At 42.8% G+C, this 20,903-nt stretch carries 21 protein-coding genes and 1 pseudogene; 8 read left to right on the top strand and 14 right to left on the bottom strand.

Going from position 1 to position 20,903, the window contains the following annotated elements; genetic code table 11:
* Position 1: 1 nt before the first annotated feature.
* The 4 genes from ACFFLE_RS05255 to ACFFLE_RS05240 all read right to left on the bottom strand — a co-directional run bounded on the left by ACFFLE_RS05255 (position 2) and on the right by ACFFLE_RS05240 (position 2,846).
* Positions 2-547: a redoxin domain-containing protein gene (locus ACFFLE_RS05255; RefSeq protein ID WP_380570095.1), complete on the bottom strand. Its 546-nt coding sequence runs from the start codon at positions 545-547 to the stop codon at positions 2-4.
* Positions 534-1,163: a hypothetical protein gene (locus tag ACFFLE_RS05250; RefSeq protein WP_380570094.1), complete on the bottom strand. Its 630-nt coding sequence runs from the start codon at positions 1,161-1,163 to the stop codon at positions 534-536. The genes ACFFLE_RS05255 and ACFFLE_RS05250 overlap by 14 nt, the downstream gene beginning before the upstream one ends.
* Positions 1,164-1,243: 80 nt before the next feature.
* Positions 1,244-2,068, bottom strand: a complete 825-nt coding sequence (locus ACFFLE_RS05245; protein ID WP_380570093.1) for an SDR family NAD(P)-dependent oxidoreductase — start codon at positions 2,066-2,068, stop codon at positions 1,244-1,246.
* 25 nt (positions 2,069-2,093) lie between these two features.
* A complete protein-coding gene (locus ACFFLE_RS05240; protein WP_380570092.1) occupies positions 2,094-2,846 on the bottom strand; it encodes a hypothetical protein in 753 nt (250 codons plus the stop codon).
* A gap of 364 nt (positions 2,847-3,210) precedes the next feature.
* Between ACFFLE_RS05240 and ACFFLE_RS05235 the strand changes: the two genes are divergently transcribed.
* Entirely contained in the window at positions 3,211-4,338 is a 1,128-nt protein-coding gene (locus ACFFLE_RS05235; protein WP_380570091.1) for a trans-sulfuration enzyme family protein, read from the top strand.
* A gap of 110 nt (positions 4,339-4,448) precedes the next feature.
* Here ACFFLE_RS05235 and ACFFLE_RS05230 read toward each other — a convergent pair whose 3' ends face one another.
* From ACFFLE_RS05230 to ACFFLE_RS05195, 8 genes are all read right to left on the bottom strand, one after another.
* Complete coding sequence (locus tag ACFFLE_RS05230) at positions 4,449-4,622, bottom strand: pyrroline-5-carboxylate reductase dimerization domain-containing protein (protein ID WP_380570122.1); 174 nt, start codon at positions 4,620-4,622, stop codon at positions 4,449-4,451.
* 170 nt (positions 4,623-4,792) lie between these two features.
* Positions 4,793-6,301, bottom strand: coding sequence for a malate dehydrogenase (quinone) (gene mqo, locus ACFFLE_RS05225; protein ID WP_380570090.1), 1,509 nt, complete (start codon positions 6,299-6,301; stop codon positions 4,793-4,795).
* A 441-nt stretch (positions 6,302-6,742) separates the two neighbouring features.
* Entirely contained in the window at positions 6,743-7,072 is a 330-nt protein-coding gene (locus tag ACFFLE_RS05220) for a hypothetical protein (protein ID WP_380570089.1), read from the bottom strand.
* Positions 7,073-7,140: 68 nt separating this feature from the next.
* Positions 7,141-7,806 (bottom strand): HAD family hydrolase, encoded by a 666-nt coding sequence (locus ACFFLE_RS05215; protein ID WP_380570088.1) that lies wholly within the window; start codon positions 7,804-7,806, stop codon positions 7,141-7,143.
* 164 nt (positions 7,807-7,970) lie between these two features.
* Positions 7,971-8,813 carry a MetQ/NlpA family ABC transporter substrate-binding protein gene (locus ACFFLE_RS05210; protein ID WP_380570087.1) on the bottom strand — a complete coding sequence of 281 codons (843 nt, stop codon included), beginning with the start codon at positions 8,811-8,813 and terminating at the stop codon, positions 7,971-7,973.
* Positions 8,814-8,837: 24 nt separating this feature from the next.
* Positions 8,838-9,521: a methionine ABC transporter permease gene (locus ACFFLE_RS05205; protein ID WP_380570086.1), complete on the bottom strand. Its 684-nt coding sequence runs from the start codon at positions 9,519-9,521 to the stop codon at positions 8,838-8,840.
* The gene (locus ACFFLE_RS05200; protein WP_380570085.1) at positions 9,514-10,251 is read right to left on the bottom strand and encodes a methionine ABC transporter ATP-binding protein; all 738 of its coding nucleotides are present in this window, start codon (positions 10,249-10,251) and stop codon (positions 9,514-9,516) included. The genes ACFFLE_RS05205 and ACFFLE_RS05200 overlap by 8 nt, the downstream gene beginning before the upstream one ends.
* A gap of 83 nt (positions 10,252-10,334) precedes the next feature.
* Positions 10,335-10,907, bottom strand: coding sequence for a thymidine kinase (locus tag ACFFLE_RS05195; protein ID WP_344703820.1), 573 nt, complete (start codon positions 10,905-10,907; stop codon positions 10,335-10,337).
* Positions 10,908-11,151: 244 nt separating this feature from the next.
* Between ACFFLE_RS05195 and ACFFLE_RS05190 the strand changes: the two genes are divergently transcribed.
* The 5 genes from ACFFLE_RS05190 to dhaM all read left to right on the top strand — a co-directional run bounded on the left by ACFFLE_RS05190 (position 11,152) and on the right by dhaM (position 15,851).
* Positions 11,152-12,342, top strand: a complete 1,191-nt coding sequence (locus ACFFLE_RS05190) for a YeeE/YedE family protein (RefSeq protein ID WP_380570121.1) — start codon at positions 11,152-11,154, stop codon at positions 12,340-12,342.
* A 126-nt stretch (positions 12,343-12,468) separates the two neighbouring features.
* A complete protein-coding gene (locus ACFFLE_RS05185; RefSeq protein ID WP_380570084.1) occupies positions 12,469-13,896 on the top strand; it encodes an aldehyde dehydrogenase family protein in 1,428 nt (475 codons plus the stop codon).
* A gap of 36 nt (positions 13,897-13,932) precedes the next feature.
* Positions 13,933-14,898 (top strand): dihydroxyacetone kinase subunit DhaK, encoded by a 966-nt coding sequence (dhaK, locus tag ACFFLE_RS05180; RefSeq protein WP_380570083.1) that lies wholly within the window; start codon positions 13,933-13,935, stop codon positions 14,896-14,898.
* A 13-nt stretch (positions 14,899-14,911) separates the two neighbouring features.
* Positions 14,912-15,496 (top strand): dihydroxyacetone kinase subunit DhaL, encoded by a 585-nt coding sequence (gene dhaL, locus ACFFLE_RS05175; protein ID WP_380570120.1) that lies wholly within the window; start codon positions 14,912-14,914, stop codon positions 15,494-15,496.
* Positions 15,489-15,851: a dihydroxyacetone kinase phosphoryl donor subunit DhaM gene (gene dhaM / locus ACFFLE_RS05170; protein WP_380570082.1), complete on the top strand. Its 363-nt coding sequence runs from the start codon at positions 15,489-15,491 to the stop codon at positions 15,849-15,851. Before dhaL ends, dhaM begins: the two co-directional genes overlap by 8 nt.
* Positions 15,852-15,903: 52 nt before the next feature.
* Here the strand turns inward: dhaM and ACFFLE_RS05165 are convergent, their stop codons facing one another.
* Complete coding sequence (locus tag ACFFLE_RS05165) at positions 15,904-17,109, bottom strand: iron-containing alcohol dehydrogenase (protein ID WP_380570081.1); 1,206 nt, start codon at positions 17,107-17,109, stop codon at positions 15,904-15,906.
* Here ACFFLE_RS05165 and ACFFLE_RS05160 point away from each other — a divergent pair.
* On the top strand, positions 17,085-17,669 hold the full coding sequence (locus ACFFLE_RS05160) for a TspO/MBR family protein (protein WP_380570119.1): 585 nt from the start codon (positions 17,085-17,087) through the stop codon (positions 17,667-17,669). The two genes, ACFFLE_RS05165 and ACFFLE_RS05160, sit on opposite strands and share 25 nt — an antisense overlap.
* A gap of 57 nt (positions 17,670-17,726) precedes the next feature.
* Here the strand turns inward: ACFFLE_RS05160 and ACFFLE_RS05155 are convergent.
* A pseudogene (locus ACFFLE_RS05155) lies at positions 17,727-18,913 on the bottom strand (MFS transporter).
* A gap of 232 nt (positions 18,914-19,145) precedes the next feature.
* Between ACFFLE_RS05155 and ACFFLE_RS05150 the strand changes: the two are divergent.
* A complete protein-coding gene (locus ACFFLE_RS05150) occupies positions 19,146-20,750 on the top strand; it encodes a BCCT family transporter (protein WP_380570080.1) in 1,605 nt (534 codons plus the stop codon).
* The last annotated feature ends 153 nt before the right edge of the window (positions 20,751-20,903 follow it).

Genomic DNA, 20,903 nt, shown 5'->3' with positions numbered 1-20,903 from the left:
ATTACTTAATTCGTTTAAATGTTTCTGAAATTGATGTTTCTGTCATAGGTCCCGTGTATTTAGATACTATAATTCCTTCCGAGTCTATGAAATACGACGTCGGAATCGACACAACCTGATAGGTGGTGCTCACCATCCCATCTTCATCAATTGGTACAGGAAAGTTTAATCCATATTCTTTATAAAACTTCATCATATCTTGCTCACTGCTTTCCTGATGCATCATGTTCACAGCTACGATTTCAACCTCATCCTTGTTCTTCTCATAGAAATTCTTCATATGCGGCATTTCCGCTTTACAAGGTGGGCACCAGGAAGCCCAAAAATTAAGCATTACAGGCTTATCTATGGCATTAAGCGAGATCGCTTCGCCATCATAACCCTGCAATGTAAAATCAGGGGCTTTAGATCCTATATCAAGCCCTGTTTCCGGATCCGACTCCAAAGATTTGCTGACACGTGCGTCTTCTGTAATAGCTTGATAGATGGTAAAAAAGAGCGCACTTAAAATTATCGCAACGATAATATAATGTCTATATTTCTTCATCTTCTCCTCCTCTATTCACAGTAAGAGAAAGATAAAGGATACTTAGGACGATGAGCCATTGCAGCAGGCTGAGGCTGAATATTTCAGCACCGTTATAGATAAAGAAACGCATGATCAACTGCAGTACGAGTAACGTTATGGCAGAAATTAATATGATTCTTATATGCTTCCATTTGAAATATATGAAAATAAGCACAGCAAGTGACATCACGGTCAGGAAAATGTAATGCCATTGGCCGAAAGCCCGAAGTTCAAGAAGACCATAGAAGGTATAGAAGGCAACGATGAATATAGCATATGCTTCTGCATGAAATAATGTCTTCATCGTATAGAACATGTATATGAAAGCAGCCACCATAGCTATAAGAAGACCAAAGGGCCCACCATCAAAATAGAAGATGCCCAATGGGTTATCGAGGAACTCACTCCAGCTGAACAATATATAGGTTCCTTTATGGACTAGAAAGACAATTATAAGTGCATTTACCCATTCATTGAACAGTTCCTTCTTATACTCAGCTTCCCACAACATCAGGTAGCTGACCAGCAGGCTCAATAGAAGTACAATATATATCCCCGGTATTGATATTGTGCCAACATTAAATGATTCGATCATACCATCAACCCAATTCTTTATGATTTATCAAGACGATTTCAATCATCCCATGAAATAACCGGTGAATAAAGTACATTGCCTCATTTCAATTTCCTGACCCCAAATCCCACTATATTGTCGTAAATATTTGCAGAGAGCAGTTTACCGGCTAAGTTAAGTGAGAGCGATCCACGCGTTGTCCTATATACAGATTTAACACGGCTGTTTAATAATGCATCATACATTATATCCCGCGTTTTCGTCATCTCCGGCGCACGGTTGAAAGCTCTCATCATAAATGCTTTCATGTTCTCCATCTGTTCACTATAGTCCGCCCCTCCATCTTCCATATGATTCCGGTTAAAGGCAGTTTCTCCAAACGATGTTTTCACGACTCCAGGTTCTACCATCACAACCTCAACACCCAAATTTTTCACTTCCTGCCTGAGCGCAGTGCCTATTGCTTTTATACTGTGCTTAGTTGCGGCATAGTAGCCCATGCCAGCACTCGAAATATGCGCTGCAGAAGAACTGGTTATAACGATTCTGCCTTTTCTACGCTGACGCATCGAAGGCAAGACTGCCCGGATGGTTTCTACCGCACCGAACACATTCACTTCAAACTGTCTCCTCATTTCACTCCCGGGCACAGCCTCTATAGGCCCATAGATACCGTATCCAGCATTTACTAGAACTGCATCCACGATACCAACCTTCTTTTCTATCATCTGATGGGTCTCTTTAATTTCCTCTGGATTGCCGACGTCCATAGGAAAGGCAAGCGCGCCTTCCTTAACAAGGATGTCCAATAGATGAACACGTCGTGCGCTTACACAGATTATATGCTCCGTCTTCTTTAATAGCTTCAAAGCAGTTGCCATTCCAAAACCACTCGAAGCGCCTGTAATCCAAATTATCTTCTTCACAGCTGGTCTCCTAACCCACTAAACGTTATTTACCTTTGAATATATTAAATAATTTATTTAAATACCCACCTTTTTCTTCTCTCTGTTCATTTTCAGAGCGGCTTTCCGCTGATTGTCCATGTACTTCATGGTTGCTGTACTGGTTCATATCTATGTTCGGAGAGGCATCCGAAGCTGGCGTTTGAGTATCATTATCAACTGCTACATACGTATCAGAAGATCCTTCTTCCTTTTTTTCAAGGTTCTCATCCACTTCAATATCCTCATAATCTTGGTGCTCCTCAATTGATGTAGCAGTACCCTGGTTTTCGTAGGAATTATTTTCGTCATTATAATTCAATGAGAGCGTTTGTGGTTGTGTACCGTACTCATCTAACCGCTCTACCAATCTATGTACATTGTTCTTAAGGTCCCTATTTTCCTGCTGCATGGTTTCCAACTTTTCCATGACAATTCCCAGCATATGATTGATGTCATTATTAGTGACGCTGGCAGGCATGTTGTTCTCTTTTTCAGTGACGATATCCGATACTTGCGAAATTATTTCATCAGCAGCTGTTTCAAGTGTATATCCTGGTTTTTTAGCTGTCTTGATGAACTCTTGCAGGACAGCAATATCATTCTGCGAAAATAATCTTCTATTATGCTCGTCTTTGGCAACTTCATAGTTCCGGTCTTCCAGTAATCTGACATACTTACGGACGTTCTGATCCGAGAGTTCCACTTTGTCCTTAACTTGTGCAGTCGTATAAAATATCGCCTGGTTTAATTCTTTCATGATATCTTCTCCCTAATATAATGTCAGTATGGCTGAAAATCAAAATGATTTTGACACCTTATGTCAATAACAATACCATATTTCGCCGTACCGTTTCAATAACGATAGTGCTACATACGTTGTTTATTATTTGAAAAACCCTAAATGCAGGTTTTTAAAGGCGTTATAATAGCATTATAATTAAGTTTAGTGATGATTTTTAATAACGTTGGTGATCCTTTTGAAAAATTGCTCTTAATTGTTTTTAAACTTCAGGCTTTCTATTTTCATACTGTGTTGATTGGCATTATACTGTATATATATTTTGATTCTAGTGTCACGAGAGCGTATCAGAATTTAAATTTTATCTGCAAAGGAGTACTATATGGGCTACAGAAAAGAAACTGAAATGATCGTAGATAATAAACGGGGATTGGATTATAGCACCGCAAACCAACCTTTGTATTATTCAACTGCCTTTCTCAGACCTGACCTCAACGCAGAGGATGGCTACCTTTATGTAAGGCATGGCAATCCGAATAGGGATAAACTTGAAGAAAAACTTGCCGAACTAGAAAATGGGAGATACGCCTATGCATTCAACTCTGGGATGTCAGCAATAAGTGCCGCTTTGATGACATTTTCACCGGGCGATCATATTATAATGCCTGCTGATATGTACGGTGGCACATACCAATTGGTGAAAACTATTTTAAAACGGTTTGGGTTGAGTTTTACTGAAGTGGATCAGACCAATATAAATAATGTAACTGATGCGGTCAACGCAAACACTAAAGCAATTTATATTGAAACCCCGTCAAATCCAACGCTTAAAGTGACAAATATAAAAGCAATTACCCAATTCGCTTCTGCTAATAATATTAAAACACTGGTCGATAACACTTTTATGACACCATTAGGACAAAACCCTCTGGATTTGAGTGCTGATATAGTCATCCATAGTGCAACCAAGTTTTTAAGTGGACACAGTGACTTGATTGCCGGAGCAGTCATTGTAAACGATGATGACATAAGTATGCTTCTTAAAGAACTTCAAGTCGTCATGGGACTTGCACTTGGCACATACGATTGTTGGACATTGAACCAACACTTGAAAACGTTGGGCATACGATGGGAACAATCCATTAGTAACACTGAAAAGATCCACCGGTTCCTCACTGCTCATCCAAAAATCGAAAAAGTATATTATCCATCAGACAATGCGGTGCATATGAGTCAGGCCAATCACGCAGGGGCAGTAATCAGCTTCAAATTGAAGAATGAAGACCAGGCACAAAAATTCGCCGATCATCTCAAAATTCCATTGATTTCGGTAAGTCTTGGGGGAGTAGAAACTATATTGTCTCATCCTAAAACTTCCAGCCATAAAGATTTATCGGAATCAGAGCAGAGAGAAAAAGAAATCACCGATGGCTTGTTCAGATTATCTGTAGGCATTGAAAATTCAGATGATCTGATAACTGACCTTCAAGCTGCCCTTGAAACAATCTAGAAATGACTATCACCAACAATAAAAAGACCTCTATGTCTGATTTTTGAAAATCAACAATAGAGGCGTTTTTGTGTGTGAGCATACTTCACCATTTTCTCATCCATTGTATTCTATTTATTGTTGGCTTTATTTATTTCTTCCATTGACTGAATGATGCTATCCCTGAAACCAAGGCTTTCCAATTTCATGACACCTTGTATCGTTGAACCACCAGACGTCGTAATCTGATCTTTCAGCACTCCCGGGTGCAATTCAGTATCTATCACCATCTTTCCAGCTCCGATAAGTCCAATTTTTTTGTTGATATATGTTCCTTTTGACCTTTAATAGGCTACGATTGATAGTTCTTTTTAGTTGTTGGCGTTACAATATATTGCTATGTGTTATAACAATGTATCGCTATGCAATACAAATAAGCAGACCGTAAATATACCGGTCTGCCTATCCGACTCCATCAACTTAAGAGGGCGCCATCCTCTTGGGATTTAAGATTTAATCTCTCTGAAACGTCATCATGTATTTCTTTGTACTTGTCCGGATGTTCAGCAAGTTTCATGCCATAGGAAGGTATCATACTTTTGATTTTGTCTTCCCAATTCGGATATTCTTCGGGGAAACACCTTTTCATGATATCCAACATCACATCTACGGATACTGACGCACCTGGAGATGCTCCAAGAAGGGCTGCGATGGAACCATCTTCAGCAGTTATGACTTCTGTACCAAATTGAAGTGTCCCCTTGCCACCTTTTTCTGTATCCTTTATAACCTGAACACGTTGCCCTGCCACTACGATATCCCAATCTTCGCTCTTGGCTGTAGGTATGAACTCCCTCAAATCCTTCATCCGTTCTTCACTTGACTGCAACACTTGTTCAACAAGGTATTTGGTCAAGCCCATCTCCTTAGCGCCTGCTGACAGCATGGTCAACACATTGTTTGGTTTAACAGAACCAATAAGATCAAAATAAGAACCAGTTTTCAGGAATTTAGGTGAAAAACCTGCGAAAGGCCCAAACAATAATGACCTTTTACCATGTATGTGCCTCGTATCAAGATGTGGTACTGACATTGGTGGAGCGCCGACTTTCGCTTTACCATATACTTTCGCTTCATGCTTCTCCACAATCTCAGGATTTTGACATACCATGAAAATACCACTCACCGGGAAGCCGCCAATGTTTTTAGACTCTGGAATGCCTGTCTTCTGAAGAAGTGGCAGACTGCCTCCGCCTGCTCCAATAAAGACAAATTTCGATGTATGATACTCTACTTTACCAGTATCAAGATTTTTCACCTTAACTTGCCATTCTCCACCTTTTGTCCTACGGAGATCTATGACTTCATGTCTTGTATGCATAGATACATTTTTCTCCTCAAGATTTTCAAACAACTTTCTAGTCAAATTGCCGAAATTGACATCAGTACCTGATTTGATTCTTGTAGCAGCAACAGGTTTATCAAAATTACGCCCTTCCATCATCAATGGTAGCCACTCTTTCAACGTTTCCCCATCGTCAGCAATTTCCATTCCTTCAAAAAGTGGATTTTCAGAAAGCGCTTCGACCCGTTTTTTGAGAAATTCAACATTTTTCTCGCCTTCGACAAAACTGAGATGGGGCACCGGCATTATAAAGTCTTGAGGCCTCTCCAGGTCTCCTTTTTCTACAAGATGAGCCCAGAACTGTTTGGAAATCTGAAACTGTTCGTTGATATGTACTGCCTTTGATATATCAAGCGATCCATCCGCCTGCTCAGGAGTGTAGTTGAGTTCACAAAGCGCTGAGTGTCCTGTGCCAGCATTATTCCAGGGATCGGAACTTTCTTGCGCAAGAGCATCTAATTTTTCGAAAACTTTCATGTTCCATTCAGGTTTCACTTCTTTAAGAAGTGTACCCAAAGTCGCACTCATGATGCCGCCGCCGATCATAATGACATCACTCTTGTTCATTACACTGTTCATAATATCTCTAAGCTCCTTATCAATATCAATAATATTGTTGTTAAAACGATAACATCATTTCAATCATCCATCTCCCGTGTCTAGGGGTACCCACTTGAGCAAAGATGATATACTAAAATGCAATTGTAAATTCACTATTCATCATATATTGATTATACTCCTTTTATAAGCCATATAAAAGGGGGGGGGTTATATATGACATACAATTTATATTTATGACATACTTTTGGAGCTGTTATCATGGCTTTTAAATTCATATATGTTTTTCTGCCTCTTCTTCTTTTTGCTTTCCTCATTCTGATTACAGATATACAAAATGCGGCTGGGGGTATTTTCATATATTTTCTTATCATGGCAGCACGTTTCGTGTATGACAAGATAAAAGAAAAGAATAAAAAATAAAGACGCCTAGGAGGTTATTTCCTAGGAAGCCCTTATCAGTCAAGACACTTTTTCATTAACATATTCCACAAATGTGTGGATGTCCCCTTCAACGACATCTACCATGGCTATTTTACCCATTCCTTCTGGAAACTCTATGAACAGAGTATCTTTCTCAGAAGTGGCTCTTACAATATCATTATAGCTGAAGACCCTTCTATAGCTTTCTCCATTCATATCCACATTCATGATCATCCGCTCGTTGGTCGTTATATAGGCACCCTTGAACTGGGTCTGCCCCCCCACTTTATAAATGAGCGTACCTTCGACATGCGGTCCGAATTTTTCCGTAGGATACAATTCATCCTCGTTTATTTCTGTCAGTCTCATTGACTTTCACTCCTTGAAAGAATTTATGATGATATAACCTCATCTGTTCGACATTCGAATAATTCAAGTTAATCTTGATGAACTTTCCAACCCTTGCGTGTCGCTACTGCAAGTAATCTCGGATCGGGCTTTACAGCTACTGGGTTCCCTACCAATTCAAGCATTTGCAAGTCTGCGTAACTGTCACTGTATGCTTCGCTGTTCTGCCAATCCACTTTTTTATCTGCGAAGTGTTTTTTGATGATATCAATTTTGCGTTCAGCATAGACACGTTCAAACTTGGACTTCGAATCCAGATGTTCGCCACTATAATTAACTTGAGAGCCTATTACACAATCTATATCAAAACCCTTGAACACAGATTCCAGCAAAGGTTTGAAGGCTCCTGATATAAGCATGATATAATAATTATCCTGTTTCAGCTGCCGCATCTTAGCCAAAAGTGGCATTCTCAAATCTCCGACCATATCATCCGCTACGTCTCTAAAGAAAGATTCAATCTCTTTTCTCGAATTCCTCTTAAAGGACCTCAGATAGTATTCCATGGCTTTATGCTGCATTGTATGTTTTTTGACGAGTTTCAGTTTATAGCCGATATATACAGGTGCGAATGCACTAATGAAACGCCTATGGTTTTTTTTGAATTGGGGATGAGTTTTCAAGCGTTCCATAAGTATATTAAAAGTTTCGTATGGATACAAAGTACCATCAAAATCAAAAAGGGCAACTTTCATCTGAAATTTCCTTTCTCCTGGAGTCATTACCTATAATGTATTTTAACATATGAGGCACTTTTCCTGTCCTCACATGTTTCGTGTGAAACACTCATAATTTTCCATACTTTTAAGCTTATGATATCTCATATGACACATATTATGTTGACGAATGATCAATCCTACTATTCACCTGGTTCAAATGCCGGTTCCAAATGCCCTTCCTCACTCAAATCATCCAAAAAGTCATATACTTCCTGTGAGGTGAATGCTTTCTTCGCTGCCTGAATTGCTTCTGTATCCTTATTATCTTCCCTTGCTACAAACTGAATTGCAAACGTATCATTCTCATCTTCCTCAAGCAATATTGCATCTTCTGTAGTCAAATCGATACTCGCTATATAAGTTGGATAATTGAAGACCAGTTCCACGCCATCTTCATATGCTCCTGTAAGATTGAGCAGATCTATATGGGTAAATTCTAGATTTTTTGGGTTCTCTTCAATATCATCGACGGTGGCGGTATGTTCTGCCCCATCTGCCAAGCCAATGATGTCATGCTGGTCGAGGATCATCAGGGCACGTGCTTCGTTCGTACCGTCAGAAGGAATTGCAACTTCTGCACCTTCTTCAAGTTCATCGATGGAGTCATAGGTCGGCGAATAGAAGCCCACAATGGCGTTATAAATGGGTTGTAACGCCACCAGATCGCCATCCCTCTCCTCATTGAAATTTTCCATGAATGGCGTATGCTGGGCAAAATTGGCATCAACTTCTTCATTCAGCAGGGCCTCATTATATTGGATGTTATCAGACACCTCAACCAACTCTATTTTATACGGTTCTTCAATCGCTTCTCCAGCAATCTCGACTACATCAGTCATTGGAGGCAGGTGTGAGGCGACCTTCACTACCTTCTCTTCTTCCGATTTCCCACCATCTGCCGAGTCTTCAGTACCGCTTCCCCCATCACTACATCCAGCTAGAATCAAAGCTAAGCTACCCAATAAAATACTTTTTTTAAACATGATATATCTCTCCTTTTATATGATTCATCTCTTATCCAATCTTTTTGCGGTATACATGCCAAGCCATTGCACCATGATGACGAAAATAACTATGATTACTATAGACGTATACATGATGTCGGTCTCATATCGCTGATAACCATATCTTATGGCAAAATCACCAATACCGCCACCCCCTACGACTCCCATAATCGTAGAGTAGGAGATAAAGCTGACAAATGCCGTAGTAAAGCCAATCAGCAATGAACTCCTTGCCTCTACGTAGATGAATTTCCATACGAGTTGTGGAGTGGATGCACCCATCGATTCTGCTGTTTCCATGACACCTTTTGGTACATCATGCAGAGACTGTTCGACGAAACGTGCATATAATGCTATAGCAATTAACATCATTGGAAATGATGCTGCAATTGGATCTCCAGTAGCCCTTCCGTATACTCCACGAATTAAAGGCTGCATGACAACTACGAGCAACAGGAAAGGGAACGAGCGTATGATATTTATAAACACATTGGACAGTTGCTGTATGTACCTGTTCTCTAGGGGATTCCCTTTGGCGGAGAGGAATAGTAGCGTCCCAAGCGGTAAGCCTAATAGTATGGCTGCGGCCATCGCAAAACCCATCATGATGCCAGTCTCATACAGGCTAACAGCCAGCTTTGGTGCATACTCAATAAGTCTCTCGATATACCGGTTGAATTCATTCATTCTTCAACACTTCCAATATCCGTTCATGGTATGATTTGATGTTTCTCTCACGCGTTTTGTTCACTACTTCTACCGTATCGATTAGTTTTCCTTTTTCCAAGACTGCTGCCCTATGGCATAACGCTTTTATAACATGCAATTCATGGGTCACCACGATGATTGTCATATCATACTCCCTCTGGGCTTTTCTCAACACATCAACTATTTCGTATGTAGTATTCTCATCCAGCGCAGAAGTCGGTTCATCACAGAGAAGCACTTTGGGACGAGTGATTAGGGCACGAGCGATACCAACGCGTTGTTTCTCCCCTCCTGAAAGTTCCGCTGGATAATTTTTACGTTTGTCAGCCAAACCGACAAAATCGAGCACCTCTTCGAGCGATAGAGACTGCTTATAATTATGGAGCGTCAAGGGCAACCGTACATTTTCCTCAACCGTCTTGTTGCCTAATAGATTGAAATGTTGAAAGATCATACCGATATCTTTTTGATGATCTCTCAGCGCCTTTCCTTTCAAGCGACCTACATCGACCCCTTCCATCTTGACTGACCCCTCGTCTGGTATTTCCAAAGCATTGATGAAGCGCATCAATGTCGACTTTCCAGCGCCACTCTCTCCGATTATGCCAAACACTTCGCGCGCCGCAATCTTCAAAGTCACGGCATCGACCGCCTTGAATGTACCCTCTCTCCCTGTAAAGGATTTTGAAACAGTTTCGATCTCGATCATTTCTCAAGCCTCCTGATTGATTCTCCTAAACATCGCCGATATAACGTTGTCTTCATGATCTAATCTTCGTCACAGAAAATATTTCAGACAAGCTCCAGTCTTTCCTTATAACATTTTCTGCAGACGGGCACATATTCTTCGTCCCCGATTAAAATGCTCTCCCCTACATTTACGGGACGGTCATCCAACAGGCGCATGTTCAAAGTTGCCTTTTTATTACAGTATTGGCAGATCGTCTTCAACTCATCCACTGCATCCGACAGTTCCAACAGCGTACGGCTTCCTTCAAAGAGCTGATTGCGGAAATCAGTCTTAAGTCCAAAACAGATTACCGGTATGTCCAGGTAATCCGCGATATCACTGAGGCGCATGACATCATTCTTGGACAGGAATTGAGCTTCATCCACTACAATCGCATGGACTTCTTCTTCCATATGGGTCTTATGCACTTCATCGTAGATATTATCAGTTATATACTCACACATCAGTTCCAATCCGATGCGCGACTTGATCATTTTATATCCGCTTCTCGTATCTACTCTTGATGAGTACGCCAAGCAACGTTTCCCCTGAGTTGTATATTGGTGATGAGTGGTGATGATCTGATTGCTCTTATTGCTTTGCATCGTGCCGTAACGATAATATAATTTTGCCACAGTGCACCCTCGACTTTCTTCCATTGATTTCCGTATACCCCGGCGCACATTATAATACCACATTTGTGTGTACTTCAATAACCTCTTTGTCATTGTAGGGATCATTATCTTGACTTATTTACTATGATATATTAAAGTGATTTAAATTCCTACTTAAATAATATGAAAAGAGGCGTATTTTATGAACACCATCGCTCATCCTGTAAATAAGATGAGAAGTTCTATAGCCACACAGTCATCCGCCATGAATCCAGTTCAAAAATCACTTGTTGGCGGAGGCATAGCAGCAAGTCTTCTGCTCTTCATATATCTCGCTGCTACACAATCGATGATGCAGCCGGTATTGCTGCTCATCGGATTAGCACTCGGTTTTACATTGTTCCACGCGCGTTTTGGGTTTACGTCTGCTTTCAGAAGAATGATGTCAGTCGGCAATGGCCAGGCCATGAGAGCCCATATGTTGATGCTAGCCGCTGCGGTTACACTGTTCGCCCCCATCCTGGCGTTCGGCATATCGTTCTTCGGCGCTGATATAGCAGGTTATGTTTCGCCGGTCGGAGTGAGCTTGATAGTCGGTTCCTTCCTGTTCGGCATCGGCATGCAGCTTGGGGGCGGGTGTGCCTCCGGGACACTCTATTCTATAGGTGGTGGCCGTACCGTAATGTTCATCACATTACTGTTCTTTATCGTTGGTGCTACAGTCGGTGCGTATCACCTGCCGTTTTGGACAGAGGAACTTCCAGCATTCGAACCCATTTCCCTCGCTACATCCACAGGCCTCGGATATGGCGGGGCATGGGCTCTTTCCATCGCCCTTTTTGGTTTGATCGCATGGATTACGTTGATTGTAGAAAAAAGGAAAAATGCACCTAAAATGGCGCCATTGCCGACAGAGCACGGATGGAAACGCATCTTTAGAGGCTCATGGCCCCTGTTTACAGCGGCCATCATTCTCGCTGTATTGAATGCCTTGACCTTGATGACCCGCGGCACGCCTTGGGGAATAACTTCTGCATTTGCATTATGGGGTTCAAAAGTTGCCGATTTCCTTGGCTTCGATGTAGCCCAGTGGGGATATTGGCAAGGTGCAAACGCGACTGCACTCGAATCTTCGATATTTGCAGACAGCACAACTGTACTGAATTTTGGTGTTATTTTAGGGGCGTTCATCGCTTCAGCATTAGGCGGATTATTCAAATTCACCAAAATAACTCTAGGGAACTTCTCCGCATCAGTCATCGGCGGATTACTGATGGGATACGGTGCGCGCCTTGCGTTCGGCTGTAATATCGGTGCATACTTCGGAGGAATTGCATCTTTCAGCATGCACGGATATATCTGGGGCATCATGGCACTCGGCGGAACGTTTCTTGCATTATATTTAAGACCTCTATTTGGTCTCTCCGTCCCTAAATCCAATGATTCAGTCTGTTAAACCAGCAGCAAGACATCGCTGAATGATGTTTTGCTTTTTTATTTCAGTTTTTACCACAATAATGGAAATTGAATACCGAAAATAAGGGTAAAGAACAATATCACTTTAAAGAAGGAGCATCTACCAATGAGAAATCAAATAAAGCAATTCATCAATGGAGAATGGGTTGAGAGTGCGAGCGGAGAAACTCTGGATGTCATCAACCCAGCTACTGGAGAAGTTTTCGGAAAGATAGCAAAAGGTAACGCAGAAGATGTCAACCGTGCTGTTGAGTCAGCCTATGCCGTTTATCTGGAATTCCGGCAGACTCCTGTTGAGGAACGGCGAGCCATGCTGGACCGCATCGTTGATGAATATACAAAACGTAAAGATGATTTGATAGAAACGATGACCGATGAGTTGGGGGCGCCACTCGGTTTATCAGAGAAGACCCACTACCAAGCCGGAATCAATCATTTCACTGCAGCACGCGATGCACTTGATACATTCGAATTTGAAGAACGTCGTGGAGATGACCTCATCATGAAGGAAGCTGTTGGAGTTTCCGGGCTCATCACCCCATGGAACTTTCCGACCAATCAGACTTCGCTGAAACTTGCTGCTGCTTTTGCTGCGGGAAGCCCAGTTGTATTGAAACCATCAGAAGAAACACCTTTTGCCGCAATTATCCTAGCTGAAATATTTGAAGCGGCCGGCGTCCCTAAAGGCGTCTTCAACCTTGTAAATGGAGACGGGGAGGGGGTAGGCGAGCCGCTCAGTTCACATCCTAAAGTACGCATGATGTCATTTACAGGTTCTGGTCCAACTGGGACCAAGATCATGAGGAATGCCAGTGAAGACTTCAAAAAAGTATCCCTTGAACTCGGCGGCAAATCCCCGCTCATCATCCTTGATGATGTCGACGTAGACGAAGCCGCTGAAGTGGCTGTCCAGAAAGTAGTTCGCAATTCCGGTCAAGTCTGTACAGCTGGTACCCGCACACTGATACCCGCCTCCATGAAAGCAGAGTTTCTAGAAGCAGCGAAGAAAAAAATGGAAGCAGTCAAGGTGGGAGAACCGCGTGCAGAAGGCGTTGAAGTTGGACCACTTGTAAGCAGCAAACAATTTGACACGGTCCAATCATATATTGAAAAAGGGCGCGAAGAGGGTGCAACCCTTTATCATGGCGGCGTTGGTCTTCCAGATGGTCTGGACAAAGGGTTCTATGTCAGACCGACCATATTCTCCGATGTTCAAAATGACATGGTCATCGCCCAAGAAGAAATATTCGGACCGGTGATGTCTGTAATCACCTATAATGACATCGACGAAGCACTTAAAATCGCAAACGATACAAAATATGGGTTGGCTGGCTATGTATACGGCAACGACCAGGACACACTCCAGTATGTAGCACGCCGCATCGAAGCCGGAACAATTGAGATCAATGCTGCTAAAGGTCGTACCGATCTGCCATTCGGCGGCTATAAACAGTCAGGTCTCGGCCGGGAGTGGGGAGACTACGGAATAGAAGAGTTCCTTGAAGTCAAATCAATCAAAGGTTACTTTAAATAAGGTTAAAGCGCATTGCGTAGAAAAGGGGATGTAATCATGAAAAAATTGATTAATGACAAGTCACATTTTCTGGCAGATATGATGGATGGCCTTAAATATCGCGCTGAAAATATAGAGGTCATCGAAGAAACCGTAATCGTCAGGCGCATGAAAAAAAACAGTGGTGTCGCACTCATCTCCGGCGGAGGGAGTGGGCACGAACCGGCACACGCCGGCTTTGTTGCTGAAGGCATGCTTGATGCCGCAGTATGTGGAGAAGTATTCACTTCGCCCACACCTGATAAAGTGCTGGCCGCAATAGAAGCTGTCGATAATGGAGACGGTGTGCTGCTCATCATCAAAAACTATGCAGGTGATGTCATGAATTTTGAAATGGCGCAAGAAATGGCTGAAGCGAATGGACATAAGGTGGAAGCCGTAGTAGTGCGTGATGATATCGCCATTGAAAACGAGGAACAAAGAAGAGGGGTAGCCGGCACAGTGCTCGTGCATAAATATGCAGGATTCTTGGCGAGTAGCGACCATAGCCTGAATATCATTAAAGAAAGGGTGGAGGAGATGATGACTTCACTCCACTCCATAGGCATGGCGATTCATCCTTGCATGGTTCCGACAACCGGAGAATATGGCTTCGATCTGCAGGATGATGAAATGGAGATTGGCATCGGCATTCATGGAGAGAAAGGTATATATCGTGAAAAGGCCGAATCCGTCGATAAAATCATTGAAAGATTGTTGGATGAACTTTCCAAATACAATGAACATGACGAGCTTGTTTTGATGGTCAATGGTATGGGCGGGACGCCTCAAAGCGAACTCTCCATTGTTGCAAAATATACTGTGGAAAGCTTCAAAAGAAGAAATATGAAAATGACGAAACTGTTTGTCGGAGATTATATGACTTCCCTTGATATGCAAGGATTCTCTCTAACTATAGTCAATGCAACCGATGAACTGTTGAAAGCATTGGATGCAGAAACAGATTCGGATTATTTCAATTAGGAGGCTAAAGATGATGGATGCTAAGAAATTAATTTCACAACTCCACGGTCTGAAAACAGTATTTGATGACAAAGAAAGGGAATTGACTGCGCTAGACCGCGAGATTGGTGATGGCGATCACGGCGTCAATATGAAACGCGGCTTTGCCGCCGTGGCAGAAAAAGTCACTGACGGATCCACACAAGAGATCTTGAAGCAAACTGGCATGACACTCATGAGTTCAATAGGAGGGGCAAGTGGTCCTTTATATGGTTTCAGCTTCGTTAAAATGAGTGAAGTGGCGAAAGATACTATAGACTCAAATAATTTGGCGGATTTGCTCGATGTATTTGCAAAAACAGTGGGTGAGAAGGGAAAGGTCTCAGGCGGTGAAAAAACAATGTACGATGTCATCTCAAAAACTGCAGATCTGCTTCGGGAGGAAGGATCGCTCGATTTGGAATCGCTACAGGCTTTAGCCGATGATACCGAGGATATGGTTGCAACTAAAGGGCGTGCTGCCTATTTCAAGGAAAATTCCAAGGGGACGATCGATCCTGGCGCCCAAAGTGCAGTCTACGTCATTCAGGCCTTGGGAGAAGGTGTAAAAAATGGCTGAAATACTTATCATCAGCCATAGTGCTGAAATAGCGGAAGGTACTAAAGCACTCATTTCACAGATGGCCGGGGACACCGTCATTCATGCTTCAGGCGGCGTGGATGGAGGAATCGGTACCAGCATCGATCAGATCACTGAAATGCTGGATAAAGTCAATGATGATGCTCTTTGCTTCTATGATATCGGTTCAAGCAGGATGAATCTTGAGATGGCTATTGAAATGTATACAGGCCCCCACTCGGTTTATCTGACTGAAGCTCCGATAGTCGAAGGCAGCTTTTTGGCTGCTGTTGAAAGTAGCATAGGTTCTGATGTAGACCAAATCCGTGAAAAACTCCAGGCAATGAAAAAATAATATTTATCTATATGTGAACAAGCCCGTTACAGAGACAGTACGGGCTTGTTCACTATTCTTTAATCTCCCTGTAGATTTTTTCAAAGTCTGCTCGCCCGAATATGGCCGGCACGGGATAAAGTGGGTTGGCTTCGCGGTGAGCATTGTCAATCATATGTGGAATGTCGGCGTCTTTTATACCGGCAATCTTTTTGGGAATGCCCATGGAAGCATTAAGTTCCCTTATGGCAAGAATAAACTTGCGCGCCTTTTCTTCATCATCATCGCCAGATTGCGTTATATTGACGATGTCCGCCAATTCAGCGAGTTGGTAAGTGGCCACATCAAGTTCACTGTAATATTCAAGTACATATGGCATTATAACGGCATTAGCCAATCCATGTGGCACGTTATAGAAGCCTCCCAGTGTATGCGCTACAGCATGGATATTACCTACAAATGCGCGTGTGAAGGCAAACCCTGCTTTATATGCGGCCTCCTGCATATTGCTCCTTGCCTCTATATCGCTCCCATCATTATAGGCCTGATATAGATTATTGAAAACAAGTTGGACCGCTTTTCTGGCATTCTTATCCGTCTCTGCAGTACCGCCGTACCCGATGTATGCTTCAACAGCATGAGTCAATGTATCCATCCCCGTCATTGCTGTAACTTTTTTGGGGAGCCCAATTGTAAGTACTGGATCGAGTATTGCTACATGGGGTATCAGCGATAGATCCATCAAGGCATACTTTTCGTGTGTATCGCTGTTGGTGATGACAGCGGCTAATGTGGTTTCAGTGCCGGTCCCAGCTGTGGTCGGGACGACAAAAAAAGGAGGCATGTTTTTTCTGATCTTGAATATTCCGCGCATGTTGCTTATCGGTTGATGCGGTTTTGTTACGCGTACTGCTGCAACTTTGGCGCAATCTATGGGGGACCCCCCTCCGAAAGCCATAATTCCCTGACAATTCATATCCTTATAGAGGCTTGCTGCGGACTCGGCATCTCTGATGGTAGGGTTTGAGTGGACATCATCATATATATGCATTCTTATCCCCATCATTTCCATTTGATGAAGAAAATCATCAAGGAGACCAGATTTCGAAAGCCCTTCATCGGTGACGACGAGTATGCTATCCAAATTGGCCGCTGCAATCATCCGAGGCAACTCTATAAGGCTGTCCTTCCCTTTTACGACTAACGGTTCACGCCACGGGAGACGAGCCATTATCCGCTTTGCAACAAATTGATATGTTCTATAATATAATTCCATCATCCAATCACTTCCTATATCTACGACATTATTATTGCTATTACTTCAACTTAAATATAGCATATACTTATCATCAAATTCCGAAAAGGGGATGTCCCATGAAACCAACCATCCAGTTTATATTTCATCTAGTTACTCCACTCATATTAGGGAAAACAGTCGGTAAGCTATCTACTAGATCCGCTCCAAGACAATATAAGAAACTGAGACAACCGCCATTTGCCCCACCGCGTAAAATTTTCGCGCCGATGTGGACTTTCCTTTATCTGACGATGGGTCTGTCTCATGCCCTCATCAATAGAAAAGGTAATCGTCAGGCAAGCAAGCTGTTCAAGGTTCATCTTATGATCAACTATACTTGGTCGTTCCTATTTTTCCGACTCAGAAAGCGTCAATTGGCATTAGTCAACAGCGTTATGATCTGGGTTACCATGTATGCCGTATTAACGAAATTCTTTAAAATAAATCGGCTCTCCGGTATCATATTGCTTCCATATACATTATGGACAACATTTGCAGCTTATCTGACACTGGGAAGTTGGTACCTAAACCGTGCAAAATGACAAGAATTGGCCTCGAAGCGATTGCTCCGAGGCCAATTCTTATATTTCAGATCATATTCATTCCAATGTTTCATCCATTCTGATATAAGCGGCGATACCCGATAGAAATGGCAATATTGCAACGATACCTATCGCCGCGCCCACGCCAAGTAAATCTGCAGCGATACCTGCTAATAATGCGCCAAATGCATAGCCGCTATCTCTCCAGAAACGATAGACTCCCATCGAGGAGGCCCGCCAAGTTGGCGCCGCAACATCACTAATCGCAGCCTGTAATGTCGGATATACCATCGCTGTACCCATCCCCAAAATTATGGCGCCAATGAACCATAATCCATATCCTTGTGCAAAAATAATGAACCATAGGGCTACAGCTTGCGCCCCAATCTATCGCTTAAAGTTCCAGTGAAGAGTTGGAACACACCCCAAGCTGCAGGGTAGATGGCCACAATCATACCCACTTGCGGCACAGTCAGTCCTTCAGCCGCAAAGTAAATCGGGAAGAGACCCCAGGCCATGCCATCCTTCAAATTGGTCGATAGTCCTGCAAGGCTTGCTGAGGAAAGGTTCCGGTCCTGCAGTGTCGTCCGTTTAAAAATCTGCTTTGCAGTCAGATGATTGCTTTCTGTACCTGACTTTCGTTCCTCGAGTTCTAGATGCTGTCCAGTGTCCTTGGTGATGATCGAGAGCAGCAACCCCACCAGAGCAATTCCTATACCAATATAAAACGGTTCCGGACGCATTCCGTAGTTTGAAGAGATGGAGGCTGATACCGCCGCGAGCACCGCCACTCCCGTGTAACCAGCAAATTCATTCAATCCCACTGCAGTGCCCCTCTGGTCGCTTCTTGCCAAATCAATCTTCATGTTAACCGTCATGGACCAAGTCAACCCCTGGTTTATGCCGAGCATCATGATCGCAAGGACTATAATCCACCAGGACCCTGCCGTGATGATAAGAACCGGGACAAAAAGACCTATGATCCACCCCACTATAAGAACGCGTCTCCGTCCGTAACGGTCTGCAATCCCACCTGCAAAGTAATTGATTATCGCCTTAGAGAAACCAAATGTAATGATGAAGCTGAGTGCTGCACTTGTAGAAATCAAGCCAAACTCCTCTTCACCGAGTAGAGGTAAAACAGTTCGTTCGATTCCTACCATGGAGCCGACAAAAAAGCTCATTACAACCAAGAAAGTGAACTGCATCAGATTTTCCTTTATACCTATTTTGATCTTATCCATAACCCTGGCCCTCCCGAACAAAATTATCATATTATATTTTGATATCATACCACCAGGGGTATATTTCTGAAAACCGATAGAACTCGGTATAATGGAATCATCCACATATATCTGGTTCGAGTGGTTGCCAAACGATAAATCCTTTGTTACTATTTATAAGTTGTTGAACTAATATTACACTTGCAAAAGAATTTCGGACAATTGAATAAGTATATATAAAGGAGCTTAATTAATGGCAAAGACCAAAAAAGGTGGAAAGAAAGCATCTAACGTTTTTATTTATGCATCAATCATAATTGGCATCATGGTTGCTATAGGTGCCGTGTTACCTGAGGAGTTCGGGGCATTCACTGCAAGTGCCGGAGCATGGGTTACGGATTATTTTGGCTGGTATTATCTCATCATTACGGCAGGGATAGTATTCTTCTGTATCTTCCTCATTTTTAGTCCTATCGGTAAGTTGAAACTCGGCAAACCGTATCATGAAAAAGAATTTAGAACCATCCCGTGGCTCGCCATGCTATTCAGTGCTGGAATGGGTATCGGTTTGGTATTCTACGGAGCGGCAGAACCGATCCAGCACTATCTTGCACCTCCCACTGCAGATCCGGAGACAGATGCTGCCATGATCGAAGCAATGCGCTCAACGTTTTTCCACTACAGCTTCCATACATGGTCAATGTACAGCATCATCGCATTAGCTCTTGCCTATTTCCAGTTCAGAAAAGACGAAGTTGGATTGCTCTCCAAAACACTCCGCCCCCTACTTGGTGATCGCGTAGATGGGCCGATTGGTACCGCTGTGGACGTTTTAGCAGTATTCGCAACAGTTATCGGAGTGGCAGTTTCCCTTGGACTTGGTACATTACAAATCAATGGTGGTTTGAACTATCTGTTTGGAATTCCGATTAACATCGGTGTTCAAGGTGCAATTATAGCTGTCGTAACATTCTTATTCCTAATGAGTGCCTGGAGTGGCCTGAATAAAGGCATCCAGTATTTAAGTAATCTCAACTTAGGCCTTGCGACCATTCTATTTATTGTCATACTCATCATCGGCCCAACAATGCTGATCTTGAATATGATGAGTACATCGACAGGCGCACTGCTTGATACTTTCCTTTTCAACAGTCTGGACGTTGCACCGCTGAATGAGCAGAAAAGCGTATGGCTCGATTCATGGACGATCTATTATTGGGCTTGGTGGATGAGCTGGAGTCCATTTGTAGGGACCTTCATTGCGCGGGTGTCCCGTGGACGCTCAGTCCGTGAATTCGTCATGGCCGTCCTGCTTGTCCCTACTGCCGTAGCCATCGTATGGTTTAGTGCATTTGGTACTACAGGCATCGAGATTGCTAAAGAGACGCCGCAAATTTTTGAAATGCCTGCAGAGACAATGCTGTTCGGGATATTCAATGAGTTGCCGATGAGCATGATCCTGTCGGTCATTGCGCTGATGCTTGTCGCATCATTCTTTGTAACATCCGCTGACTCAGCTACTTATGTCCTAGGCATTCAAACTTCAAACGGCTCTCTGCAGCCTTCGAATAAAATTAAAATAGTCTGGGGGGTTGCGCTTTCTGCAATCGCCTTCATCCTTCTTCTTTCAGGAGGGGAAACTGGGTTGTCAGCATTACAATCGGCCGCCATCGTTTCAGCATTCCCATTCAGTTTCGTGATACTCTCCGTACTGGTTTCCTTCTATAAGGACGCCAACGAAGAACGTAAACATCTGGGACTTTCCATTACTCCAAACAAACATCGCATGCAAGAGTATGTAGAACAATCTGAAAAAGAACGCGACGAGGAATTGGAAGCGGAACAAAAATTGAATTAGATTAAACTGAAAAAAAGACATCAGAATCTCCTGATGTCTTTTTTTCATTTATTTCCAGTATGTTTGCAAAATACCTCCCAATCATTGATAATCGTACTAATACACATCAAAGAAGAACCATCTTTACAAGTTTTGACCAATATTCCCATATAA

Origin of the sequence: Salinicoccus siamensis (genome assembly GCF_042429615.1) — a bacterium.
Lineage (GTDB): Bacteria > Bacillota > Bacilli > Staphylococcales > Salinicoccaceae > Salinicoccus > Salinicoccus siamensis.
The sequence above is the reverse complement of the archived record's forward strand: the minus strand, read 5'-3'. Positions and strand labels throughout refer to the sequence as shown.